Source organism: Actinomadura meyerae (assembly GCF_900188445.1).
GTDB classification, from domain to species: Bacteria; Actinomycetota; Actinomycetes; order Streptosporangiales; family Streptosporangiaceae; genus Spirillospora; species Spirillospora meyerae.
On the sequence record NZ_FZOR01000001.1, the window covers coordinates 1 to 22,767 of the forward strand.

Annotated in this window: 18 protein-coding genes; 8 read left to right on the top strand and 10 right to left on the bottom strand. The window is 74.4% G+C overall.

All coding sequences use genetic code 11. The annotated features are described in order from the left end of the window. The first annotated feature begins 197 nt into the window (after positions 1 to 197). The gene (rimO, locus tag CHF16_RS00005; protein WP_089323769.1) at positions 198 to 1,610 is read left to right on the top strand and encodes a 30S ribosomal protein S12 methylthiotransferase RimO; all 1,413 of its coding nucleotides are present in this window, start codon (positions 198 to 200) and stop codon (positions 1,608 to 1,610) included. After that, positions 1,607 to 2,212, top strand: coding sequence for a CDP-alcohol phosphatidyltransferase family protein (locus CHF16_RS00010; RefSeq protein ID WP_089323770.1), 606 nt, complete (start codon positions 1,607 to 1,609; stop codon positions 2,210 to 2,212). The genes rimO and CHF16_RS00010 overlap by 4 nt, the downstream gene beginning before the upstream one ends. Positions 2,213 to 2,245: 33 nt before the next feature. Here CHF16_RS00010 and CHF16_RS00015 read toward each other — a convergent pair whose 3' ends face one another. After that, positions 2,246 to 3,031 (bottom strand): MOSC domain-containing protein, encoded by a 786-nt coding sequence (locus tag CHF16_RS00015; protein ID WP_089323771.1) that lies wholly within the window; start codon positions 3,029 to 3,031, stop codon positions 2,246 to 2,248. An 88-nt stretch (positions 3,032 to 3,119) separates the two neighbouring features. Here CHF16_RS00015 and CHF16_RS00020 point away from each other — a divergent pair, with 88 nt between their 5' ends. The 4 genes from CHF16_RS00020 (at position 3,120) to CHF16_RS00035 (ending at position 6,453) form a co-directional block, all read left to right on the top strand. Then, on the top strand, positions 3,120 to 3,629 hold the full coding sequence (locus CHF16_RS00020) for a DUF1990 domain-containing protein (RefSeq protein WP_245868101.1): 510 nt from the start codon (positions 3,120 to 3,122) through the stop codon (positions 3,627 to 3,629). Positions 3,630 to 4,095: 466 nt separating this feature from the next. Continuing rightward, positions 4,096 to 5,391, top strand: a complete 1,296-nt coding sequence (locus CHF16_RS00025; RefSeq protein WP_089323773.1) for a CinA family nicotinamide mononucleotide deamidase-related protein — start codon at positions 4,096 to 4,098, stop codon at positions 5,389 to 5,391. A gap of 111 nt (positions 5,392 to 5,502) precedes the next feature. Next, positions 5,503 to 5,856, top strand: a complete 354-nt coding sequence (locus CHF16_RS00030; RefSeq protein ID WP_089323774.1) for a helix-turn-helix domain-containing protein — start codon at positions 5,503 to 5,505, stop codon at positions 5,854 to 5,856. A gap of 129 nt (positions 5,857 to 5,985) precedes the next feature. Next, a complete protein-coding gene (locus tag CHF16_RS00035; RefSeq protein ID WP_089323775.1) occupies positions 5,986 to 6,453 on the top strand; it encodes a Dps family protein in 468 nt (155 codons plus the stop codon). 183 nt (positions 6,454 to 6,636) lie between these two features. Here CHF16_RS00035 and CHF16_RS00040 read toward each other — a convergent pair whose 3' ends face one another. The 7 genes from CHF16_RS00040 to CHF16_RS00070 form a co-directional block, all read right to left on the bottom strand. Continuing rightward, a complete protein-coding gene (locus CHF16_RS00040; RefSeq protein ID WP_089323776.1) occupies positions 6,637 to 7,545 on the bottom strand; it encodes a LysR family transcriptional regulator in 909 nt (302 codons plus the stop codon). 175 nt (positions 7,546 to 7,720) lie between these two features. After that, on the bottom strand, positions 7,721 to 8,509 hold the full coding sequence (locus tag CHF16_RS00045; RefSeq protein WP_089323777.1) for a DNA-formamidopyrimidine glycosylase family protein: 789 nt from the start codon (positions 8,507 to 8,509) through the stop codon (positions 7,721 to 7,723). Positions 8,510 to 8,512: 3 nt separating this feature from the next. Further along, the gene (locus tag CHF16_RS00050) at positions 8,513 to 8,977 is read right to left on the bottom strand and encodes an RrF2 family transcriptional regulator (protein ID WP_089323778.1); all 465 of its coding nucleotides are present in this window, start codon (positions 8,975 to 8,977) and stop codon (positions 8,513 to 8,515) included. A gap of 139 nt (positions 8,978 to 9,116) precedes the next feature. Further along, positions 9,117 to 10,583, bottom strand: a complete 1,467-nt coding sequence (locus CHF16_RS00055) for a glycoside hydrolase family 3 protein (RefSeq protein WP_245868102.1) — start codon at positions 10,581 to 10,583, stop codon at positions 9,117 to 9,119. After that, positions 10,580 to 11,422, bottom strand: a complete 843-nt coding sequence (locus tag CHF16_RS00060) for a carbohydrate ABC transporter permease (RefSeq protein ID WP_179271323.1) — start codon at positions 11,420 to 11,422, stop codon at positions 10,580 to 10,582. Before CHF16_RS00060 ends, CHF16_RS00055 begins: the two co-directional genes overlap by 4 nt. Beyond that, complete coding sequence (locus CHF16_RS00065; RefSeq protein ID WP_089323779.1) at positions 11,419 to 12,390, bottom strand: carbohydrate ABC transporter permease; 972 nt, start codon at positions 12,388 to 12,390, stop codon at positions 11,419 to 11,421. Before CHF16_RS00065 ends, CHF16_RS00060 begins: the two co-directional genes overlap by 4 nt. Before the next feature lie 21 nt (positions 12,391 to 12,411). Continuing rightward, entirely contained in the window at positions 12,412 to 13,683 is a 1,272-nt protein-coding gene (locus CHF16_RS00070; protein WP_089323780.1) for an extracellular solute-binding protein, read from the bottom strand. A 252-nt stretch (positions 13,684 to 13,935) separates the two neighbouring features. On the opposite strand from CHF16_RS00070, the gene CHF16_RS00075 reads away from it, so the two are divergent. Further along, positions 13,936 to 15,162 carry an ROK family transcriptional regulator gene (locus CHF16_RS00075; protein WP_089323781.1) on the top strand — a complete coding sequence of 409 codons (1,227 nt, stop codon included), beginning with the start codon at positions 13,936 to 13,938 and terminating at the stop codon, positions 15,160 to 15,162. A 111-nt stretch (positions 15,163 to 15,273) separates the two neighbouring features. Here CHF16_RS00075 and CHF16_RS41790 read toward each other — a convergent pair whose 3' ends face one another. Beyond that, on the bottom strand, positions 15,274 to 15,408 hold the full coding sequence (locus CHF16_RS41790) for a hypothetical protein (RefSeq protein ID WP_281259289.1): 135 nt from the start codon (positions 15,406 to 15,408) through the stop codon (positions 15,274 to 15,276). A 240-nt stretch (positions 15,409 to 15,648) separates the two neighbouring features. On the opposite strand from CHF16_RS41790, the gene secA2 reads away from it, so the two are divergent. Continuing rightward, on the top strand, positions 15,649 to 17,970 hold the full coding sequence (gene secA2, locus CHF16_RS00080) for an accessory Sec system translocase SecA2 (protein WP_089324251.1): 2,322 nt from the start codon (positions 15,649 to 15,651) through the stop codon (positions 17,968 to 17,970). 22 nt (positions 17,971 to 17,992) lie between these two features. Here secA2 and CHF16_RS00085 read toward each other — a convergent pair whose 3' ends face one another. Beyond that, complete coding sequence (locus tag CHF16_RS00085) at positions 17,993 to 22,645, bottom strand: Lhr family helicase (RefSeq protein ID WP_089323782.1); 4,653 nt, start codon at positions 22,643 to 22,645, stop codon at positions 17,993 to 17,995. Positions 22,646 to 22,767: the final 122 nt, after the last annotated feature.

A 22,767-nucleotide genomic window follows, 5' to 3' on the forward strand; every position in this document is an offset into this window, starting at 1 on the left:
CATCCGATGCCTCAAACGCTACGTCGCCCGCGAGCTCTACCAGATCATCACCACAAACGATCTTAGACTCGCCGCTTGACATCCATAAGAGCATCCCCGAGCTCGCCCTGCCCACCGGCACGCCTGACCTCGGGCACGGCGCCGCGCCCGCACCCCGCTGGCGCGCGAAGCCGCCCGCGCCCATTACCTTTAGGGGCATGTCCACTCGTCGCAAGGTCTCGCTCATCACGCTCGGCTGCGCCCGCAACGAGGTCGATTCCGAGGAGCTCGCCGCGCGCATCGAGGACGCGGGCTGGGACCTGACCGAGGGCGCCGACGGCGCGGACGTGGTCGTCGTCAACACCTGCGGGTTCATCGAGGCCGCGAAGAAGGACTCCATCGACACGCTGCTCGCCGCGCACGACTCCGGCGCCAAGGTCGTGGCGGCCGGGTGCATGGCCGAGCGCTACGGCAGGGAGCTGGCGGAGGCCCTGCCGGAGGCCGACGCCGTCCTCGGGTTCGACGACTACGCCGACATCGGGGAGCGCCTCGACGACGTCGTGGCGGGCCGCCGGCACGACGCGCACACCCCGCGCGACCGGCGGACGCTGCTGCCGATCAGCCCGGTGGAGCGGCCCGCGTCCGCGGTGGCGGTCCCGGGGCACGGCGCGCCCGCCGACCTGCCGGACGGGGTGGCGCCCGCGTCCGGCCCCCGGGTGCTGCGGCGGCGGCTCGGCGGCGGCCCGGTGGCGCCGCTGAAGCTGGCGTCCGGCTGCGACCGGCGCTGCACGTTCTGCGCGATCCCCGCGTTCCGCGGCGCGTACGTCTCGCGGCCGCCGGCGGAGGTGCTGGAGGAGGCGCGCTGGCTCGCCGGGCACGGCGTCCGCGAGCTGGTCCTCGTCAGCGAGAACTCGACGTCCTACGGCAAGGACCTCGGCGACCTGCGCGCGCTGGAGAAGCTGCTGCCCGGCCTCGTCGCCGTGGACGGCATCGAGCGGGTGCGGGTCAGCTACTTGCAGCCCGCCGAGACCCGTCCCGGGCTCATCGAGGCGATCTGCGGGACGCCCGGCGTCGCGCCCTACTTCGACATGTCGTTCCAGCACGCGAGCGGCCCGGTGCTGCGGTCGATGAAGCGGTTCGGCGACCGGGAGCGGTTCCTCGGGCTGCTCGCCCAGATCCGCGAGCTGGCCCCGGAGGCGGGCGTGCGGTCCAACTTCATCGTCGGCTTCCCCGGCGAGACCGAGGACGACTTCGAGGAGCTCGCCGAGTTCCTGTCCGCCGCGCGCCTGGACGCGGTCGGCGTGTTCGGCTACTCCGACGAGGACGGCACGGAGGCCGCCGGCCTGGACGGCAAGCTCGACGAGGACGAGGTCGCCCGCCGCGTCGAGGAGCTGTCGGAGCTGGCCGACGAGCTGACGGCGCAGCGCGCCGAGGACCGGATCGGCTCGCGGGTCCGCGTCCTGCTGGAGGAGAAGGCCGACGGCGGCGGGTTCGAGGGCCGCGCCGAGCACCAGGCGCCGGAGGTCGACGGGACGGTCCTCGTGCGCGGCGAGGGCCTCGCGCTCGGCGAGATCGTGGAGGCGCGCGTCATCGGCAGCGACGGCGTGGACCTGATCGCGGACATCGCATGATCGCCGGGGCCACGGAACCGGTCGCGGGCGCCCCCGACCCGCCGCAGGCGGGCGTCTGGAACATCGCCAACGCGCTGACGATGGTCCGGATCGCGCTCGTCCCGCTGTTCGTGTGGCTGCTGTTCCTGGACGGCACCGGCTGGCGGCTCGCCGCGTTCGCGGTGTTCGCCGCCGCCTCGGTCACCGACAAGATCGACGGCGACATCGCGCGGGCCCGCGGCCTGGTCACCGACTTCGGCAAGATCGCCGACCCGATCGCCGACAAGGCGCTCACCGGCGCCGCGCTGGTCAGCCTGTCGGCGATGGGGGAGCTGTGGTGGTGGGTGACGGCCGCCATCATGGTCCGCGAGATCGGCATCACGGTGCTGCGCTTCGTCGTGATCCGGTACGGGGTGATCCCCGCCAGCAAGGGCGGGAAGCTGAAGACGATGCTCCAGGTCATCGCCATCGGCTTCTACATCCTGCCCGGCCCGCTCGACTACGTGCGGTGGGTCGCGATGGGCGCCGCCCTCGCGGTCACCGTCGTCACCGGCGCCGACTACCTGGTCCGGGCGTGGCGGCTGCGCCGCGCGCCAGAGGGCTCCGGACCGCAGGGCTCCTGAGCGCGGGGCTCCCGAGCGCAGGGCTCCCGGCCGCTAGGAGACGGCCAGTTCGTCGCCGACCTGCAGGACGCCCATCGCGCGGGGGACGCCGAGCCGCCCGAACATGATCTCGCGGACGCCGCCGAACCGGGCGGTGCGGTAGCGGCCGAGGGCCCGGAGCGGTCCGGGCGCCCGCTCGGCGGTCTCCTGGTCGATGTTGACGATCGCGCAGCGGCCGGTCGGCCGGACCAGCTCGATCTCGGCCGCGCCGCAGCGCAGCCGGGTGGCGGCGTCCTCCCCGTACGGGCCGAGGCCGCGCAGGACGATGTTGGGCCGGAACCGGGACATCGGCAGCGCGTCCCCGGCCCGCCGGTTGAGGTCGTCCAGCGACTCCTCGGACAGCACCGAGACCGGATAGCCGTCGGCGTACGTGAGCGTCCCGCCGCCGAGCTGCGTGGGGCGCGTGCCGGTGAACCGGACGAGGCGGCACGGGGCGCCGAGCGCGGCCGAGAACCAGCGGGCCGCGTCGTCGCCCTGGTCGACGCCCTGGCACGGGCGCCTGTGCACGGTGACGTCGAGCGCGGGGCCGTCCATCACCTCGAACACCAGCGGCGCGTCCGCCATCGGGCCGGAGACGGTGAGCTTGACGCCGTCGAAGCCGGGGCGCAGCAGGGCGAGTCCGGGGAGCTCGCGCTGCGACAGGTGCCGCCCGTCCGGGCGGACCAGCATGAACTCGCGGTCGTGCCGCAGCCCGTCCGGCGTCAGTTCGGCCTCGGCGAGCGCGACGCCGCCCGCGCTCTTGATGGGGAAGACGTTCAGTGCGGCCACGATGGCGGTCATGTGCGGGACGGTACGTCCCCGGCACCCGCGCCGACCAGTGGAAGCGGCGATACTTGACGGCGATTCGTCAGCTTGGGGATGGAGGGCCGTGGCGGCGCAGGACTTCACGTACGCCGAGGTGGGCGCGACGCGGGACGCCGGACGGCCGCCGGGGTACCGGCACATGCGCGAGCGCGTGCCGGTCGGCCACGGCGCGGAGGCGTTCCGGAACGCCTCCGACGCGCTCATGGAGTTCTGGATGCACCGGGCGCTCCCCGCCCGGGTGGACGCCTCCGCGCGGCGCGCGGCGCCCGGGGTGAGCGTCGCCGTCCGGCTCGGCGCCGGCCCGCTGCGGCTCGTCGCGCCGTGCCGGATCGTGTGGACGCGGGAGGAGGAGCGCTACGCCGGCTGGGCGTACGGGACGCTGCCGGGGCATCCGCTGGCAGGGGAGGAGTCGTTCGTCGTGCACCGGGACGAGGAGGACGACGTGTGGCTGACGGTCACCCTGTTCAGCCGTCCCGCGACGGCGCCGGCGCGGCTGGCGGGACCGCTCGTCGCGGCGTTCCAGCGCGGGTACGCCCGCCGCTGCGGCGCCGTGCTGCGCAGCCTGGCGCGGTAGTGGCGCCCGCGCTGATGGGGCCGCGAGGCCACGCCCACCCCGGTCGTGGTCCCGCGGCCCCGTTCGCGCGGGCGCCACGCGATGTGATTATCCCCGTCCGCGCCCGGCGGGACGAATCGATCAAATGAGTTTTGACTCACAATGTGACCTGCGCATCTCCGATTTGTCGGGTTGCCGGGGCTTTGACGTGCGGCGACGATGCGCGCCCAGGTGCCCGCCGCGGCCGCGCGCCGTGACGCGGCGGCTCGCGGAACGGCGGCCAAAGCGCGGCCGTTCCTTTCGCGCCGCGACGGAAAAGGGATGGGCCGGTTGGAACGGTGGAACGGGGACTTGGCGCTCGCGTCCTCATTCGGCCGTTTCCCGCGGTGAACCGGCGGCGCCCCGGGGTCGTCGCGCGGTCCGCGCCGGTAGATTCGACTCGCCCGCGGCCGCAGATCGGGCGGCCGCCGGGAGGGATGGGGGCGCCATGCGAGTCGAACTTCTCACCGTCGGGGACGAGCTGCTCCTCGGCGACACGGTCAACGGCAACGCGGCCTGGCTGGGCCGGCGGCTCGCCGACCACGGCGTCGAGGTGACCCGCAGCGTCGTCGTCGGCGACGACCTCGAGGTGATCGTCGCGGCGGTCGAGGCGGCGCTCGGCCGGGCCGACGCGGTGATCACCACCGGCGGTCTCGGCCCCACCTCCGACGACCTCACCCGGGACGCGCTCGCCGCGGCGGCCGGGGTGCCGCTCGTCCGCGACCCGGAGCTGGAGGCGCGGCTGCGCGCCCGGACCGCCCGCGCCGGCCGCGAGCTGCGTCCGATGGCGCTGCGGATGGCCGACGTCCCGAAGGGCGCGGGCCTGCTCGCCAACTCGGCGGGCTCGGCGCCCGGCCTGCGCGTCGAGCTGCCCGGCGGCGTCGTCTACGCGCTGCCCGGCGTCCCCTTCGAGATGCACACGATCATGGACGAGGTCGTGCTGCCGGAGCTCGCCCGGACCGCGGGCCTGCCCGCCGTCGCGCGCCGCACGCTGCGCACCGCCCGGCTCTGGGAGTCGGTCGTCGCGACGCGGCTCGCCGAGGTCGAGGCGATGGACGGGGTGCGGCTGGCCTACCTGCCGGGCCCGGCGGAGGTGCGGATCCGGATCACCGTGGCGGGCCCGGACGCCGCGGGCCGGCTCGCGGGCGTGGAGGCCCGCGTCCGCGACCTGCTCGGCGACGCGGTCTACGGGGCCGAGGACGAGACGCTCGACCGGGTCGTCCACCGGCTGCTCGCCGAGCGCGGCGCCACCGTCGCCGCCGCGGAGTCGCTGACCGGCGGCCTCCTCGGTGCGGAGCTGACCGAGATGCCCGGCTCGTCCGCCACCTTCGCGGGCGGCATGGTGACCTACGCGACGGAGGCGAAGCACCGGCTGCTCGGCGTCCCCGCGGAGCTGCTCGCCGCGCACGGCGCCGTCCACCCGGACGTGGCCGCCGCGATGGCCGCGGGCGTGCGCGACGCGCTCGGCGCGACCTACGGGCTCGCGGTGACCGGTGTCGCGGGTCCCGAGCCCCAGGACGGCCGCCCGGTGGGAACGGTCTACGCCGCCGTGGCCGGACCCGGCGATTCGCGAACCGTGGCCGGCCCGAGACTCCCCGTACCCGGCCCCGGGCGCGAGACCCGCGGGGTGATCCGGCGGATGACCGTCGTCCATGCCCTTGAGCTGCTGAGACGTGTGCTGCTGGGACTTGACGCCGGGGAGGAGAGCGAGGAGGCTCAGGCAGATCGGGAAGACCGGGACTGATTACAGCGTTACGTTCCGAGCGAACACGAAATCAACGGTCTGCCATGGCCGCCGTCAAGGCGGGTACGGTGGAACCGGCAGATGGTCCGAACTGAGGGAGGGAGCGAGACGATGGTCCTGCTTCGCCAGCTGCTCGGTGACGTACTGCGGCAGCTGCGGCTGCGCCAGGGACGCACCCTCCGTGAGGTGTCCGCGGCGGCGCGGGTGTCACTCGGCTATCTCTCCGAGGTCGAGCGGGGTCAGAAGGAAGCCTCCTCGGAGCTGCTCTCCTCGATCTGCAAGGCACTCGGCGTCCCGCTGTCACACGTGCTCCGCGAGGTCGCGGACCAGCTCGCTCTCGCCGAGCTGCAGCACGAGCCCGTCATGGCGGGCGCGCCGGAGCACGAGCGCATCGCGGCCGAGAGCATTCCGGAGACGCCGGAGGAGATCACCGGGGAGTTCCGCGCCGACATGGTCGCGGCCTGACCCGGCCGGCGGCGTTCATGCCCGACCCGGGGCCGCGGGTGTGCGCGGCCTCACGCATGAACCCGGCATTACAGGGGATCTCTCCGTGTTGTAGCGCATGACCGTAACGACGCGGAAGGAGCCCGATCCATGGCGAGGGTCAAGAGCCCGCTCCCGGACGAGGCCGTCAAGGTCGTGGGGGAGGCCCTGCAGGGTTCTCTCGTCGACCTCATCGATCTGGCTCTGGTGGCCAAGCAGGCGCACTGGAACCTGACCGGGCGAAACTTCAAGGTCGTCCACGAGCACCTGGACGAGGTGGTCGCCCTCGCGCGGACCGGCCAGGACGATCTGGCCGAGCGCGCCGTGGCGGTCGGGGTGAACCCCGACGGCCGCGCCCGGACGGTCGCCGACCGCACCCAGCTGCCCCAGCTGGAGGCCGGGTACCTGGACGACGACAAGGTCGTCGCCGCCATCACCGACACGCTGGCGCAGATCATCGCGCGTTTCCGGGAGCGCATCGCCGCGACCGACGAAGCGGACCAGGTCACCCAGGACCTGCTCATCGGCATCACCGCGGAGCTGGAGAAGCAGCACTGGATGTTCCAGGCCCAGACCTGACGCACCGACACGATCGAACGGCGACATGATGGAACGGCGACCGGTCCGAGGTCGCGCCGCCGCGATCCCGGCGTGAACCGGACCCGGGCGCATCGGCCCCGGCATCCGCCTTCCCGGCGGGTGCCGGGGCCTTTCCATGTCCGGTCCATGTCCGGCCGCGGGCGGGCCCGCGGGACGCTCCGGTCACCTGCCGTCAGTCAGGCGGGCAGTGTCGCTCAGGTGGGACAGGACGGTGTCGGCGAACTCGATCGCGAGCGGGCTCAGGGCGTCCCAGCTCCGCGCGGCCCAGCCGGCGGCGAGCGGCGGCAGGTCCGGGACCGGGATGAGCCGGACGTCCCCGGTGCCCCGCCCCCAGCCCGGCAGCGCGGGCAGGATCGCGTGGCCCAGCCCCAGTTCGGCGAGCAGCAGCGCGGTGTCCCAGTCGGCGACGCTCGTGGTGGAGGCCAGCCGGACGCCGTGCCGTTCGAGGTGCATCTCCAGGTGGACGCGCGAGGTCGAGTGCGCGGGCAGCTCGATGTACCGGATCCCCGCCAGGTCGCCGAGCGCGATCGACGCCCGCTCCGCGAGCGGGTCGCCCGCGTGGACGGCGAGCATCCACGGCAGCTCGCAGGAGGCGCGCTGCTCGACGCCCTTCAGCGCCGGGCCGATCGTCACCCAGGCCAGGTCCGCCGTGTGCGACCGGACCGCCTCCAGGCAGCGGCGGCTGGACCCCGCGGTCTCGAACTGCAGCGCCGCCTCGGGGTGCCGCGCGCGGAACTCCGCCACGCCCGCGGCCATGAAGTGCCGGACGGTCGTGGCGCCCGTCGCGACCCGGACGGTGCCGCCGACGCCGCGGCGCAGGTCGTCGAGGTGCCGCAGCGCGGCGTCCAGCCCCGCCAGGCCGTCGGTCGCCGCCCGGTGCAGGATGCGCCCGGCGCGGGTCGGCACCACGCCGCGCGGCCGCCGCTCCAGCAGGACCAGCCCGGTCTCCCGCTCCAGCCGCTTCACGTGCTGGCTGACGGCCGACTGGCTGCACGACAGGTCGCGCGCCACCGCGCTGAGGTTGCCGGCGGCGCAGACGGCGGTGAACACGCGGAGGTCGTCCAGGGTCATATGCCCAAGTTAGAACTGGGGAGCAGCTAAGAAAACCCGAGAATTGACTTGGAACGATCGCGGACCGAAGATCTTTCCACGGGCGCAGGATCCGGCGACCCGGCCACGCGGCGACCCGCCCGGAGCCCGGGCTCTGGGCGGGCGCCGACGCCCGCCCGTCCCATCGCGCCGGCCGCTAGCGCCGGTCCGCGGCGGGCTGGCAGTGCGGGCACCAGAACGTGACCCGCTCCCCGGCCTGCTCCGCGCGCTCGATCCGCGTCCCGCAGCGCCGGCAGGGGCGCCCGGCGCGCCCGTACACCCAGTGCTCGCGCCCGCGGCCCCGGTCGCCGGTCGTGATGTGGCCGTGCCGCTCCTTGTTGGCGTCCAGGAGCCGGTGAGACAGCTCCACGAGCGCTCCGAGGTCGGGGACGTCCCGTATCGGGGTCCACGGGGCGACGCCCCTGAGGAACAGGACCTCGGCCTTGTAGACGTTGCCGATCCCGGCGAGCCGCGTCTGGTCGAGCAGCGCGTCGCCGACGGGCCGCTCGGGCTGCTCGCCGAGCCGCGCCACGGCCTCCGCGGCGAGTTCCGGGCCCCAGGCCGGGTCGAGCAGATCGGGCCCGAGATGGCCCACGGCGGCGCCTTCCTCGGCGGTGCGCAGCAGCTCCACCAGCCCGAGCGAGTAGCCGACGGCCTGCCACTGCGCGTTCGCCAGCACCAGCCGGACCCGGTGGTCGCGCGGCGGCGGCCCGGCGCGGCGGACCTGCCAGCGCCCGTCCATCAGCAGGTGCGTGTGCACGGTGAGCCCGCCCTCGACGCGGGTGAGCAGGTGCTTGCCCCGCGCGACCGACTCCAGGACCGTCCGGCCGCGCAGGTCGGCCGTGGCGAGCCGGGGGACGCGGAAGTCCGAGCGCGTCAGCACCCGCCCGGCGAGCGCCTCGCGCAACCGCCGGGCCGTCCACCAGACGACGTCGCCCTCCGGCATGGCCTAGATCAGCGAGGGGCTCTCCCAGGCGGACGGGTCCTCGGTGAGCTTCTGGACGGGGGCGGGCAGCTCGCCGGCGGCGATGTGCGCGAGCGTGACCTGCTCCAGGATGGCGCGCTCGCTGGCGCGCAGCGCGATCCACACCTCCTGCAGGGAGCGCGCCGGACCCTCGTACCCGACGTGCTCGGGGCGCTCGCCCCGGACGCCGAGCAGGGGCCCGTCGATGGCGCGGATGATGTCGGCGAGGGAGATCCGCTCGGCGGGCCGCGCCAGCCAGTAGCCGCCCTCGGGGCCGCGCTGGCTCCGGACGAGGCCGGACCGGCGCAGCTGGCCGAGGATGTTCTCGAGGAATTTGGGCGGGATCTGCTGGGCCTCGGCGAGCTGCACCGCGGTCACCGGGTGACTCCCGGCGACCGCCAGCTCGGCGGCGGCACGCAGCGCGTAGTCGACCCGGGCGGACAATCGCATGTACGCATTATCCCTTGTCGTGCGAACCACTCGGGCCCCGGTGCGGGACGGGCGTCCGCGCGGGGCGGGCACGGGGCCGTGCGGAGCGCGGCGCGCCCGCCGGAACCGGGCTCCATGCCCGGCGGGCGCGCCGCGGGTCTCAGCCGGCCCCGGCGAGGCCGAGGAGTTCGGCGGCGGCCTGCGCGTTGGCCGCGGCGGCGCCGTAGGTGGCGACGTAGGCGGCCGATCCGGGGCGCCAGACGGGCAGCCCCATCTCGACGACGACCGTGTCGGGACGGGCGGTCAGCAGCGCCGTGGCGAGGGCGCGCTGCGCGGCGTGCCGGTGCGCGTCGCGCAGGACGACGACCAGGCCCCGGCCCTTGGCACGATCCAGGACGCGGTCCGCCTCCCCGTCCGAGCCGTCGGTGCGGACGGCGCCGGGCGCCCAGGGGTCCAGGCCCCACGGCGTCGGGCCGACGGCGATGTTGCCGGACGACTCCGTCCGCACGACCAGCGGTGGCCCGGCCCAGCCTGGGAGCGCTCCCGTGACCCGCACGGCGCGGCGCGCGGCCGCGAGACCGGCGGCGCGGTCCACCGTCGCCCGGACCGGCTCGGCGAGCCAGTCCCGCAGCCGCGCCGTGCGCTCGGCCGCCGCCGCCAGCCGCGCCACCGGCAGCCGCCCCGCCCGGACCGCCGCGCCGATCGCGGCGAGGGTCGCCTCGACGGTCTCGGCGCCCTCCTTCGGCCCGAGGCACAGCAGGTCGGCGCCCGCGATGAGGGCCCGCACGGACGCCTCCGGGATGCCGATCGCCCCGCTCGCCCCCCGCATGTCGAGCGCGTCGGTGACGATCACGCCCCGGTAGCCGAGGCGCTCGCGGAGCAGCCCGGTGATCGCCGCGTGCGACAGCGTGGCGGGCGCCCCGGCGGTGATCGCCGGCAGGTTGAGGTGGCCGGTCATCACCGCCCGGGTTCCGGCGGCGATCGCCGCCCGGAACGGGAGCAGCTCGCGGCGCTCCAGCAGCTCCAGGTCGGCGTCGACGAGCGGCACCGACAGGTGCGAGTCGTCCACCGTCGCGCCGTGCCCCGGGAAGTGCTTGGCGCAGGCCGCGACGCCCGCCTCCTGCGTACCCGCGACGGACGCGGCGGCGTGCCGGGCGACCAGCTCGGGGTCGGAGCCGAACGAGCGGGTCCCGATCACCGGGTTGTCGTCGGCGGTGTTGACGTCCACCGACGGCGCGAAGTTGACGTTCACGCCGACCTCGGCCAGCTCGGCGGCGAGGGAGCGGTAGACGCGCCGGGTCAGCTCGGGGTCGTCCACGGCGCCGAGCGCGGCGTTGCCCGGGTAGGGGCTGCCGGTCGCGTGGCCGCCCAGCCGGGTGACGTCGCCGCCCTCCTCGTCGATCGTGACGAACGGGTCGCCGGCCTTGCGCATCTGCGCGGTGAGCGCGGCGAGGGACTCCGGGCTCGGCACGTTGCCGGTGAGGGCGAAGAGCGTGACGCCGGCGAGGCCGCCCTCCAGCTCGTCCAGCAGCCAGCGCGGCGCGGTCGCCCCGGGGAACGACGGGAGCAGCGTGCCGCGCGCCAGCCGGGCGATCTCCGCCGTGGTCGCGATGTCGTCGGTCGTCACCCCTTCACCGCCCCGGCGGTGAGGCCGGACACCATGCGGCGCTGGACGAGCAGGAAGAAGGCGATGACGGGAATGGTGAGCAGCGTGGACGCTGCCATGATGGGCCCCCAGGCGTTGCCGCTGCGGCCGAAGAAGAACTGCAGCATGATCGGCAGGGTGTACTTGTCCTGGTCTTCCAGGAACGTGTAGGCGAAGATGAACTCGTTCCAGGCGGTGATGAAGGAGAAGATGCTGGTCGCCACGAGTCCGGGCGCGACCAGCGGGAGCAGGACCGTGAAGAACGTCCGGACCGGGCCGGCGCCGTCGATCGCGGCGGCCTCCTCCAGCTCGCGCGGCACCGCGGCGACGAACCCGCGCAGCATCCAGATGGCGAACGGCACGGCGAAGCCGATGTAGACGAGCGCGAGCCCGCCGAGGCTGTTGAGCAGGTCGAGCTGCTTCAGGTCGAGGAACAGCGGGATGACCAGCGCCTCCAGCGGCACCATCTGCACCACCAGCAGCATGACCAGGAAGGTCGTGCGGAACCGGAAGCGGAACCGGGCGACGGCCGTCGCCGCCATCAGCGCGAGCAGCGCGGACGCGAGGACGGTGACGAGGGCGAGGACCGCGCTGTTGCGGAAGTACTCCCAGAAGGAGACCTCGGCGATGCCGCCGTTCAGCACCAGGTCGAAGTGGTCCAGCGTCGGGTGGGCGGGGAGCGGTTTCGGCGTCGTGCTGAAGATCTCGGTGTTCGGCTTGAACGCGGTGGAGGCCATCCAGAAGACCGGGAACACCGCGATGGCGAAGACCAGGAGCCCCGTCGCGTTCAGCAGGATCCTGCGCGGCAGCGAGGACTTCATCGCGTCTCCCCCTGTCGGACCATGACCCGCACGTACAGGGCGGTGACGATGAGCAGGATGAACGTGAGCACGAGCGCGATCGCCGACCCCATGCCGAGCTTCGGGTTCAGCGAGCCGAACGCCTCGGAGTAGGCGTAGAGCGACAGGTTGAACGCGTCGCGGTTGGCCAGCCCGGACATGATGAACAGCTGGGTGAAGACCTTGAAGTCCCAGATGATCGACATGACGAGCAGCACCATGAAGATGGGCTTGAGCATCGGGTAAGTGATGCTCCAGAACGTCCGCCACGGGCCGGAGCCGTCCACCCGCGCCGCCTCGTACAGCTCGCCGGGCACGCTCTTCAGTCCGGCCAGGACGGACACGGCGACGAACGGGCACGCCTGCCACACGACGCAGACGGTCAGGACGGTGTAGGTCGACAGCGGGGTGGCGAACCAGTTGTGGTCGGCCCAGCCGCCGCCCACCAGGAAGTCGGGCAGCAGGTCCAGGCACCAGTTGACCAGGCCGCCGGTGGTGCCGAACAGCCAGCTGAAGATGATGGCGGCGGTGACCGGCGGGGTCGCCCAGGCGACCATGACGCCGCTGGCGACGAAGCCCGACATCTTCTTGCCCAGCTTGTTGAGCAGCAGGCCCACGAGCGTCCCGGCGAGGAGCGTCAGGCTCACCGCGACGACGGCGAACAGCACCGTGTGCCGCAGGGTCTGCCAGAAGAACGGGTCATTGAGGATCTTGTCGAAGTTCTCGGTCCCGACCCGCTCGGCCGGCTCGCCGCGCAGCTGGCGGTTGCCGACCTTCTGGAACGACATGATCCCGATCTGGATCATCGGCCAGAACATCAGGACGGCGATCACGAGCACGGTCGGCGCGATCAGCAGGTAGGGCCCGAGGCGGGGCCGGCGGCGGGACCGCGCCCGGCCGGAGCTGCTCCGGCCGGGCGCCGCGCCCACCGCGGGGGCGGTGTCGAGCATGGGCGTTCCGATCAGCCTGGACTACGGGTTCAGCAGCGTGTTGGCCTGCTCGTTGGCCTTCTTCATCTCCTCGCCGGCGCTCTTGCCCTGCATGATCGCCTTGATCGTGTTCGGCAGCACCTTCTTGGCCTGCTCGAACTCGGCCCAGCCGGCGCCGATCGGCGGGAACTTGGTGTTGCCGGCGATCTCGGTGAAGACCTCCAGCTTGGGGTCGGAGAACTTCACGTCCGACCGCATGGAGGAGAAGCCGCTGTAGTCGGCCCACGCCTTGGCGTTCTTGGCGTTGTTCAGGACGGTGATGTAGTCGAACGCCGCCTTCTTGGCCTTGCTGTCCTTCCAGACGGCGACGTCGGAGCCGCCCGCCATGACCGGCGCGTTGCCGCCGGCCTTGCTCGGGATGGGGAAGACGCCCCACTTGGCGGCGTCCTTCTCGGAGATCTTCTTCATCTCCTTCAGCGCCCAGCTGCCGTCGATGTACATGCCGAGCTTGCCGAGCGCGAAGTCGCGCTGCGGGCCCTCCAGCTCGTTCTTGCCGATGTACTTTTCGGGCGCGACCTTCTCGGTGGCGACGAGCCCGGAGTAGAACTCGGCGGCCTCGACCGCCGCGGGCTGGTCGAGCTGCCCCTTCCAGCCGCCGTTGCCGTCGCTGACCGCGACCTCGCCGTTGTTGCCCCAGATGAAGCTGAGCAGCGCGTTGGTCTGGTCGCTCGGGATGCCGATGCCGGGCACCTTCTTGGCGTCCTGGACCTTCTTGGCCGCCGCGGTCAGGTCGGCCCAGCTCTTCGGCGGCTGGATGCCGAGCTCCTGGAACCAGTCGGTGCGGTACCAGACGCCGCGGACGCCGCCGTACCACGGCACCGCGTAGATCTTGCCGTCCGAGGTGTCGTTCTCGAGCGCGGTCTTGTTCAGCGTCTTGCCGTCGGCCCAGCCGTTGAACTCGTCGGTGATCTCGGCCAGGCTGCCCTGCTCGACGTGGGACTGGACGTCGGTGTTGCCGAGCTCGGTGACGTCCGGGCCCTCGCCGCCCGCCGCCGCCTTCTGGAAGGTGGTGGCGACCTGCGGCCACGGGACGTACTTGATCTGGACGTCGGTGTCCGGGTGCTTCTGCTTGAACTCGGTCTCGACGGTGTCGAGGAACTTGGTCTGCTCGGGCGTGCCCTCGCCCATCATCCAGACCTTGAGCTGGGCCGGGTCCTTGCCCGCGCCGGCCTCGTCGCCGTCTCCGTCGCCGCCGCAGGCCGTGGCGGCCAGGGCGATCGCGGCCGCCGCGGCCGCAACCTTGATGTACTTCACTGGGGGATCCTTTCCGGCGTCGCCTCGCGCGGCCTTGTGGCCTGCGTGCGGGGGAGGCGGCCCGGACCCTTTAGGGTCCTGGCCATGCCCACCTCGCGTTCGCATCGCTCGCGGGCGCCCTGCTCGCCAGTCCGCGCACTGCGCGCGCCCCCGGCCGGGGTACCGGACCGGTCGGCGCTTGGGCGTAAACTAACAAGAAACTTTCCTAAACAAAACTGCTCGTTAGCGGATTGAGACATCGAGGGGGCCTGCATGGCCAGACGCCCGGGAACGCCGAGGCTGCTGCGTGAGCTCAACGACCGCGCGGCGCTGGACCTGCTCGTCGAGCAGGGCCCGCTGACCCGTGCGCAGATCGGCGAGCACACCGGGCTATCGAAGGTAACCGCATCCCAGCTGTTGTCGAGACTGGAGGAGCGCGGGCTGGTCTCGGTCGTCGGCGAGCAGGCCGGGGGGCGGGGGCCGAACGCCGCCCTGTACGCCGTCGTGCCGTCCAGCGCCTACGTCGCCGGCGTCGAGGTGGGCCCGGACGGCGTCACCGCCGGCGTCGCCGACATCACCGGGCACATCGCCGCCCAGGTCACCGTCGACCCGAACGGCGCCGACGAGCCGGTGAAGGTGGTGCACGACGCCGTCGTCAAGGCGTGCCGCTCCGCCAAGGTCGCGGTGTCGAAGCTGAGCGCCTTCGTCATCGGGACGCCCGGCGTCGTCGACCCGCGCTCGGGCGACGTCCAGTTCTCCTTCGACCTGCCGTCCTGGCACGAGGGCGTCCTCGCCGCGCTGCGCACCGACCTGCGCCGGCCCGTGACCATAGAGAACGACGTCAACCTCGCCGCCATCGCCGAGCGGGCCTACGGCTCGGCGCGGGACGCCGACGACTTCGCGCTGATGTGGTTCGACCGCGGCATGGGCCTGTCGGTCATGCTCGGCGGCCGGCTGCACCGCGGCCGGTGGGGCGGCGCCGGCGAGATCGGCTACCTGCCGGTGCCCGGCGCGCCGCTGCCGCTCGGCGCCGCCCGCCGCGGCCCGCGCGACGAGCAGGGCGTCACCGAGTCGACGACCTGGGGCATCCCCACGCTCGCCGGCGGCTACGGGGCGCTGGTCGGCGCGGACGCCGTCCGCGCCCTCGCCCACGAGCACGGAATCACCGAGGCCACCGCGTTCGACTGCGTCAGCGCGGCCGCCGCCGACGAGTCCCTCGGCGGCGCCTTCCTGGACGCGCTCGCCGACCGCATCTCCTACGGCGTCACCTCGGTCAACATCGTCCTGGACCCGGGGCTCGTCGTGCTGTCGGGCAGCCTCGGCCGGGCCGGCGGGCGGCCCCTCGCCACCCGCATCGAGCGGATCGTCGGCCGGATCAGCCCGACCCGCCCCGAGGTGGCCGTCACCGAGGTCGAGGGCGACCCGGTGCTGCGCGGCGCACTGCACGCGGCGCTCCAGCAGGCCCGCGACGAGGTGTTCTCGGCGGACGGGACGTCCTAGCGAAGCCCGGCGTCCCGGCGAAGCCCGGCGTCCCGGCGAAGCCGGGCGTCCCGTTGAAGCGGAACGCCCCCGCCGTCCGGCCGGACGGCGGGGGCGTTCCTGCGGCCGGGCCTACTTGGCGGACGCCGTCGCGACGGCGGCCTCCTTGTGGCGCCGCGGGTCGTTCAGCGCGCGGTCGATGACGGTCTGACTGATGATCTGGCGCTTGCGCCGCAGCGCGGCGGCCTTGCGAGCCGTAGGTGTCATGGCGAAACCCCGTTCCGCGGTGACGCTTCCCCTCGGCCACCGCAAACCCCGTGATGCCTCCATGGTCCCAGAGGAGAGGGGGCCGGGGGATCCGCCCGAGGAATGAGATCAAGGTCAGACCAACAGCGGAGAACACCCTGGTACGAGGGCGGGATCTCCCTGGGATCATGGAAGGGAACGACCGCCCCCGACCCGCCGTTGGGAGAACCGTGAGCGAACGACCGGAAGCCCGCCGTGGCGCTGCGTGACCGGCTGCGGCGGCTCGTCCAGAAGCCGGGCAGCGTCGACCTGGCGCCCTTCCGCGCCGTGGTGGAGGAGGCGGGGGCCCGCGAGCGGCGGGTCCGGGAGCTGTCCGACGCGGAGCTGACCGCCGCCGCTGCCGCCCTCCGCGACACCGAGGACCTCGCGGAGCTGTGCGCCCTCGGCCGGGAGGCCGCCCGCCGGACGCTCGGGGAGCGGCCCTACGACGTCCAGCTGATCGGGACGCTCGCGCTGCTGTCCGGGCACGTCGCCGAGATGGCCACCGGCGAGGGCAAGACCCTGTCCGGCGCCCTCGCCGCCGCCGGGTACGCGCTGCGCGGCCGGCGGGTCCACGCGATGTCGGTCAACGACTACCTGGCCCGCCGCGACGCCGAGTGGATGGCCCCGCTCTACGCGATGCTGGGCGTCACCGTCGCGTGGGTCGGCCAGGCGTCCACGCCGGACGAGCGCCGCGCCGCGTACCGGGCCGACGTGACGTACGCGCCGGTCAGCGAGGTCGGGTTCGACCTCCTGCGGGACCGGCTCGTCACCGACGCCGCCGACGCCGTGCTCCCCGAGCCGTCCGTCGCGCTGATCGACGAGGCCGACTCGGTGCTCGTGGACGAGGCCATGGTGCCGCTCGTCCTCGCCGGCGCCGCCGACCTCGACGCCGCCGACCCCCGCTACGCCGACCTCGCCCGCCGGCTCCGGCCCGGCCTGCACTACGCCACCGACGACGAGGCCCGCAACGTCCAGCTCACCGCCGCGGGGACGCGCGAGGTCGAGCGCGTCCTCGGCCTCGACCTGTACGCCCCCGAGAACCTGCGCACCCTCACCGCCGTCAACGTCGCCCTGCACGCCGAGGTCCTGCTGCACCGCGACGTCGACTACATCGTCCGGGACGGCGCGGTGAAGCTGATCAGCGAGTCGCGCGGCCGGGTCGCGCTCCTGCAGCGCTGGCCGGACGGCCTGCAGGCCGCGGTCGAGGCGAAGGAGGCCCTCGAAACCTCCCCGAGCGGGGAGATCCTCGACTCGATCACCGTCCAGGAGCTCATCGGGCGCTACCCCGTCCGGTGCGGCATGACCGGCACCGCGATGGCCGTGTCCGGGCAGCTCACCGAGTTCTACGGGCTGCGGATCGCGGTCATCCCGCCGAACCGGCCGTGCGTCCGCGAGGACCGGCCCGACCGCCTCTACGCGACCGCCGTCGACAAGGAGGTCGCGATCGTCGAGGAGATCGCCGCCGCGCACGCCGCCGGGCGGCCGGTGCTGGTCGGCACCGGCGACGTCGCCGAGTCCGAGCGGCTCGCCCGCAGCCTCGTCCGCGCCGGGCTCGACCGGGTCGTGCTGAACGCCAAGAACGACGCCGAGGAGGCCGCGATCATCGCCGAGGCGGGCCGGTACGGCGCGATCACCGTCTCCACCCAGATGGCGGGCCGCGGCACCGACATCCGCCTCGGCGGCAGCCCGACCGCCGCCCCCGGCACCGCGCCCGCCGACGCCGCCGGCACCGACCGCGACCGGGTCGCCGAGGCCGGCGGGCTGCTCGTCATCGGCACCGGCCGCTACCACAGCAGCCGCCTGGACGACCAGCTCCGCGGCCGCGCCGGCCGGCAGGGCGACCCCGGCGCCTCCGTCTTCTTCACCAGCCTCCAGGACGACCTCGTCACCCGCTACGCCCCCGACGAGAAGACCAAGGCCCCGTCCCGCGACGACGGGCTCATCACCGACAAGGGCGCCCACTGGATCGTCGCCCACGCCCAGCGCGTCGCCGAGGGCGTCGACCTCGAACTGCACCGCAACACCTGGCGCTACAACCACCTCATCGGGCTGCAGCGCCGCGAGCTGCTCGCCGAGCGCGACGCCGTCCTGAAGGGGGACGCCGCCGACCGCGCGATGGCCGAGGCCGCGCCCGGTAAGCACGCCGAGCTCACCAAGATCGCCGGCGCCGCCGCGGTGGCCGCCGCCGCCCGCCAGATCGTCCTCTACCAGCTCGACCGCTGCTGGGCCGAGCACCTGGCGTTCCTCGCCGACCTGCGCGAGGGCATCCACCTGCGGTCCCTCGGCCGCGGCCTCGACCCCCTGGTGGAGTTCAACCGGGAGGCCGTCCCGGCGGGCAAGCGGCTGCTCGGCGACGCCCGCACGCGCGCCGTCGCCGCCTTCGAGGCCCTCACCGCCACCGAGGACGGCGTCGACCTCGACTCCGCCGGCCTGAAGCGGCCCTCCGCGACCTGGACCTACCTCGTCCACGACAACCCGTTCGGCTCCCTGGACGAGCGCGCCCTGCGCGGCCTGATCGCGATGTTCAAGCGGCGCCGCTGACCGCCGCGCCCCGGTTCCGGGATCAGGCGCGCAGGCGCAGCCCCCGCGGGGTCGGGTGGAAGCCCGCCGACTCCAGGGCGGCGGCCAGCGGCGAATCGTTGATCGACTCGCCGTCGGCGCGCTCGACGGTCAGCCTGCCGAGGGCGCCCTCGCGGACGGCGAGGGCCAGCGCGTCCACCGCCGGCCGCAGGACGTCCGGGTCGTCGTCCCAGGTGAGCAGGGTGCGGCCGCCGCGCTCGACGTAGAGGACGAGGCGCCCCTCGACCAGCACGACCAGCGCGCCCGCCTTGCGGCCCGGCTTGTGTCCGCTCGCGACCTCCTCGGCGCGCTCCGGCCACGGCAGCGCCGCCCCGTACGGGTTGGCGGGGTCGGCCGCGGCCAGCACGAGGGCGCGGACGTCGGGTTTGCGGGGCGTCTCCCAGAGCGCGGAGATGTCGTCCGGCGGAGCGGACGCGGGACGGAGCGCGCGCAGCCGGTCGACCGCGCCCGGCAGGGCGAACTGGGCGGCGCCGAGGCCCTCGACGAAGTAGCCGCGGCGGCAGCGGCCCGTCTCCTCGAACGCGCGCAGCACCGGGTAGACGGCGGAGAAGCCGCCGGGCGTGCGCTCGGCGGCGACCGCGCCGCGGATGACGATGCCGTACCGCTCCAGGAGCGCCTCGGCGAGGGCGTGCGAGCGCAGCGTCGCGGTGGACTCCCGCCGCGGGAGCGGCCACCAGCGCCCGGCGACCGTCGGCGGGCCCGTCCGCGACGGCAGCACGGGCCGGCCGCGCCGCGACGTCCGGGACCGGTGCGTGGGGCGCCCGGACCCGAGTGCGGCCCGCAGCGGCGCCATCGTGTCGTTGGTGAGGTGCCCGGACCAGACGAGGTCCCACACGGCGGTGACGAGGTCGGCGTCGTTCGCGGTGACCTCCGCGTTCACCCGGTCGGACAGGGTGCGGAAGAAGTGGGCTCCGCCGTCGCCGAGGGCGTCCAGCACCGCCTGGTGGACGGGCGTGAGGGTGATCTCCGCGGGCTCCGGCATGAGCAGCGGCGCGGTGTCGGCGAGGTAGAGCGCCACCCAGCCGTCGCCGCCCGGCAGGCCGCCCTGCCCCGCCCACACGACCTCGCCCGCGGACGTCAGCTCGTCCAGCATGGCCGGGGTGTACCCGGCGACGCGGGACGGCAGGACCAGCGACTCCAGCGCCGACGCCGGGACGGCCGCGCCCTGCAGCTGCTCGACCGCCTGGACGAGCGCGTCGATGCCGCGCAGCCGCGACCCGCCCGCGATGCCGTGCCAGACCGGCAGGAACCGGCCGAGCGACTCCGGCGGGGACGGCTCCACCTCGGCGCGGAGCCGGGCCAGGCTGCGGCGGCGCAGCATGCGCAGCACGCCGGCGTCGCACCACTCGGTCGTCAGCGGCCCCGCCACCGCCTCCACCGGCAGGAACTCGCCCTCGGCGACCCGCCCCGCGGCGGCCAGCCGGCGCAGCGTCTCGGCGACCACGGCGACGCCCAGCCCGAAGCGGGCGGCGGCCGCGGACGCGCGGAACGGCCCGTGCGTGCGCGCGTACCGCGACACCAGGTCGCCGAGCGGGTCGTCCACCGGTTCGAGGAAAGCCTCCGGGACGCCCACCGGCAGCGGCGCGCCGAGCGCGTCGCGCAGCCGCCCGGCGTCCTCGATCGCGGCCCAGTGCTCGGCGCCCGCGATCCGCACCCGGATCGCGCGGCGCGTGCCCTCCAGCTCCACCAGCCATCCGGCCGCCTCCGCCGTGGCGGGCGGCGGCGCCGCGGGATCTCCGGGGAGGCCGGCCGCGTCCGCCGGGAGCGCGCCGTCCGCCGGGTCGGGGCGGCCGGCCGCGGCGGCGGGGAGCGTGCGGTCGGCGACCTCCGCCGTGGTGAGGGGGCCGAGGGTGCGGAGCAGGTCGGCGACGCCCTCCAGGTCGCGGGCGCGGCGGTCGGGCACGAGGCGCTGCAGCTCGCGCTCGGTGTCGGCGACCGCGTCCGGGTCGAGCAGCTCGCGCAGGTCGGCCTGGCCGAGCAGCTCGGCGAGCAGCGCCGAGTCGAGCGCGAGGGCCTGGGCGCGGCGCTCGGCGAGCGGGGAGTCGCCCTCGTACATGAACGCGCCGACGTAGTGGAACAGCAGCGAGCGGGCGAAGGGCGACGGCTCTGGCGTCTCCACCTCGACCATGCGGACCCTGCGCCCCGACAGGTCGCGCATGACCTGCACCAGGCCCGGGACGTCGAACACGTCCTGCAGGCACTCGCGCATCGTCTCCAGCACGATCGGGAACGACGGGTACTTGCTCGCGACGGCGAGCAGCTGCGCGGCCCGCTGGCGCTGCTGCCACAGCGGCATGCGCTTGTCCGGCCGGCGGCGCGGCAGCAGCAGCGACCGCGCGGCGCACTCGCGGAACCGCGCCGCGAACAGGGCCGATCCGCCCAGCTCGTCGACGACGACGCGCTCGACGTCGTCGGCGTCGAAGACGGCGAGGTCGAGGCCGGGCGGCTCGTCCATGTCGGGGATGCGGATGACGATGCCGTCGTCGGCGTGCATGGCCTGGGCGTCGACGCCGTACCGCTCGCGCAGGCGGCCCGCTATGGCGAGCGCCCAGGGCGCGTGCACGCGCGCGCCGAGCGGGGAGTGGACGACCATCCGCCAGTCGCCGAGCTCGTCGCGGAACCGCTCGACGACCATCGTCCGGTCGTCGGGGACGTGCCCGGTGGCCTCGCGCTGCTCGCCCAGGTAGGAGACGAGGTTGGCGGACGCCCACGCGTCCAGCCCGGCGGCGGAGGCGCGCGCCTCCGCCCGCTCGGCGGGCAGGCCGGCCAGCTCGCGGGTGAACGCGCCGAGCGCGCGGCCCAGCTCGGCGGGGCGCCCGAGCGTGTCGCCGTGCCAGAACGGCAGCTTGCCGGGCTGGCCCGGCGCGGGCGAGACGAGCACCCGGTCGGGGGTGATGTCCTCGATGCGCCACGAGCTGGCGCCGAGGACGAACACGTCGCCGACGCGCGACTCGTAGACCATCTCCTCGTCCAGCTCGCCGACGCGGGAGGACTTCTCCCCGACCAGGAACACACCGAACAGGCCGCGGTCGGGGATCGTCCCGCCGCTGGTCACGGCGAGGCGCTGCGCGCCGGGGCGGTCGCGCAGGAGGCCGGTGACGCGGTCCCAGACGAGGCGGGGGCGCAGCTCGCCGAACTCGTCGCTGGGGTAGCGGCCGGCGAGCATGTCGAGGCACGCCTCCAGCGCCGAGCGCGGCAGCGTGGCGTAGGGCGCGGCGCGCCGCACCAGCGATTCGAGGTCGTCGACGGACCACTCGTCCATGGAGACCATCGCGACGATCTGCTGCGCGAGGACGTCCAGGGGGTTGCGCGGGTAGCGCAGCTCCTCGATCTCGCCGCCGCGCATCCGCTCGGCCACCACCGTCGTCTGGACGAGGTCGCCGCGGTACTTGGGGAAGATGACGCCCTTGGACACGGCGCCGACCTGGTGGCCCGCGCGCCCGACCCGCTGGAGCCCGTTGGCCACCGACGGCGGCGACTCCACCTGGACGACCAGGTCGACGGCGCCCATGTCGATGCCCAGCTCCAGGCTGGACGTCGCCACGACCGCCGGGAGGCGCCCCTCCTTCAGGGCGTTCTCGATGCCGGCCCGCTCCTCCTTGGAGACCGAGCCGTGGTGCGCCCTGGCGATCTCCACGGGCGCGCCCCGGGCGGCGCCCGCCTGGGCCATCATCGCGGCGGGGGAGTGGTCCTCGGGCATGGGCTCGCCCGTCGCGCGCTCGTAGGCGAGTTCGTTCAGCCGCCCGCAGAGCCTCTCGGCCAGCCGCCTGGAGTTCGCGAACACGAGCGTCGAGCGGTGCGCCTGGATGAGGTCGAGGAGGCGGTCCTCCACATGGGGCCAGATGCTGCGCCGGCGGGGGTCGGCCGCGCCGGAGTCGTCGACGAACTGGCCGACCTCGCCCATGTCCTCCACGGGGACGACGATGTCGAGGTCGAAGACCTTCTCCGACGGCGGCTGCACGACCGCCGCGGGGCGGGGCCCGCCGAGGAACGCCGCCACCTCGCCCGCGGGGCGGACGGTCGCCGACAGGCCGATCCGCTGCGCGGGCCGGTCGAGCAGGGCGTCGAGGCGTTCGAGGGACAGCGCCAGGTGCGCGCCGCGCTTGGTGCCCGCCACGGCGTGCACCTCGTCGACGATGACGGTCTCGACGCCGCGCAGCGACTCGCGCGCCCGCGAGGTGAGGATCAGGAACAGCGACTCCGGCGTCGTGATCAGGATGTCCGGCGGCCTGGCGGCGAGCCGGCGGCGCTCGTCGGCCGGGGTGTCGCCGGAGCGCATCCCGACCGTGACGGCCGGTTCGGGCAGGTCGAGGCGCCGCGCCGCCTGCCGGATGCCGGCCAGCGGGGCGCGCAGGTTGCGCTCGACGTCGACGGCGAGGGCCTTCAGCGGCGACACGTACAGGACGCGGCAGCGCCGCAGCCGGTCGTCGGGGACGGGCCCGGTGGCGAGCCGGTCGAGCGACCACAGGAAGGCCGCCAGCGTCTTGCCGGACCCCGTCGGCGCCACGACCAGCGTGTTGTCGCCGCCCGCGATCGACGCCCACGCCCCGGCCTGGGCGGGCGTGGGTGCGGCGAACGCCCCGGAGAACCAGGCACGGGTCGCCGGGGAGAAGCGTTCGAGCACGTCACCGCCCATGGCGCCATCCTGCCTCGCGGGTCCGACAGAACGCGGCGGAGTGGCGCGCATCACATTGTAAGCAAGCGCTTGTACGGTGGCGCTCGCACGGGCATGGTCTACCGGTAGGACGCACCCCCCAA

What these genes read in the sequence shown, in the direction of transcription:
- CHF16_RS00025 (WP_089323773.1), top strand. Translation starts at nt 4,096, where the DNA reads ATGCGAGTCGAACTTCTCACCGTCGGGGACGAGCTGCTCCTCGGCGAC.
- CHF16_RS00040 (WP_089323776.1), bottom strand. Translation starts at nt 7,545, where the DNA reads ATGACCCTGGACGACCTCCGCGTGTTCACCGCCGTCTGCGCCGCCGGC.
- rimO (WP_089323769.1), top strand. Translation starts at nt 198, where the DNA reads ATGTCCACTCGTCGCAAGGTCTCGCTCATCACGCTCGGCTGCGCCCGC.
- CHF16_RS00010 (WP_089323770.1), top strand. Translation starts at nt 1,607, where the DNA reads ATGATCGCCGGGGCCACGGAACCGGTCGCGGGCGCCCCCGACCCGCCG.
- CHF16_RS00030 (WP_089323774.1), top strand. Translation starts at nt 5,503, where the DNA reads ATGGTCCTGCTTCGCCAGCTGCTCGGTGACGTACTGCGGCAGCTGCGG.
- CHF16_RS00015 (WP_089323771.1), bottom strand. Translation starts at nt 3,031, where the DNA reads ATGACCGCCATCGTGGCCGCACTGAACGTCTTCCCCATCAAGAGCGCG.
- CHF16_RS00035 (WP_089323775.1), top strand. Translation starts at nt 5,986, where the DNA reads ATGGCGAGGGTCAAGAGCCCGCTCCCGGACGAGGCCGTCAAGGTCGTG.
- CHF16_RS00085 (WP_089323782.1), bottom strand. Translation starts at nt 22,645, where the DNA reads ATGGGCGGTGACGTGCTCGAACGCTTCTCCCCGGCGACCCGTGCCTGG.
- CHF16_RS00045 (WP_089323777.1), bottom strand. Translation starts at nt 8,509, where the DNA reads ATGCCGGAGGGCGACGTCGTCTGGTGGACGGCCCGGCGGTTGCGCGAG.
- CHF16_RS00075 (WP_089323781.1), top strand. Translation starts at nt 13,936, where the DNA reads ATGGCCAGACGCCCGGGAACGCCGAGGCTGCTGCGTGAGCTCAACGAC.
- CHF16_RS41790 (WP_281259289.1), bottom strand. Translation starts at nt 15,408, where the DNA reads ATGACACCTACGGCTCGCAAGGCCGCCGCGCTGCGGCGCAAGCGCCAG.
- CHF16_RS00060 (WP_179271323.1), bottom strand. Translation starts at nt 11,422, where the DNA reads ATGAAGTCCTCGCTGCCGCGCAGGATCCTGCTGAACGCGACGGGGCTC.
- CHF16_RS00065 (WP_089323779.1), bottom strand. Translation starts at nt 12,390, where the DNA reads ATGCTCGACACCGCCCCCGCGGTGGGCGCGGCGCCCGGCCGGAGCAGC.
- CHF16_RS00050 (WP_089323778.1), bottom strand. Translation starts at nt 8,977, where the DNA reads ATGCGATTGTCCGCCCGGGTCGACTACGCGCTGCGTGCCGCCGCCGAG.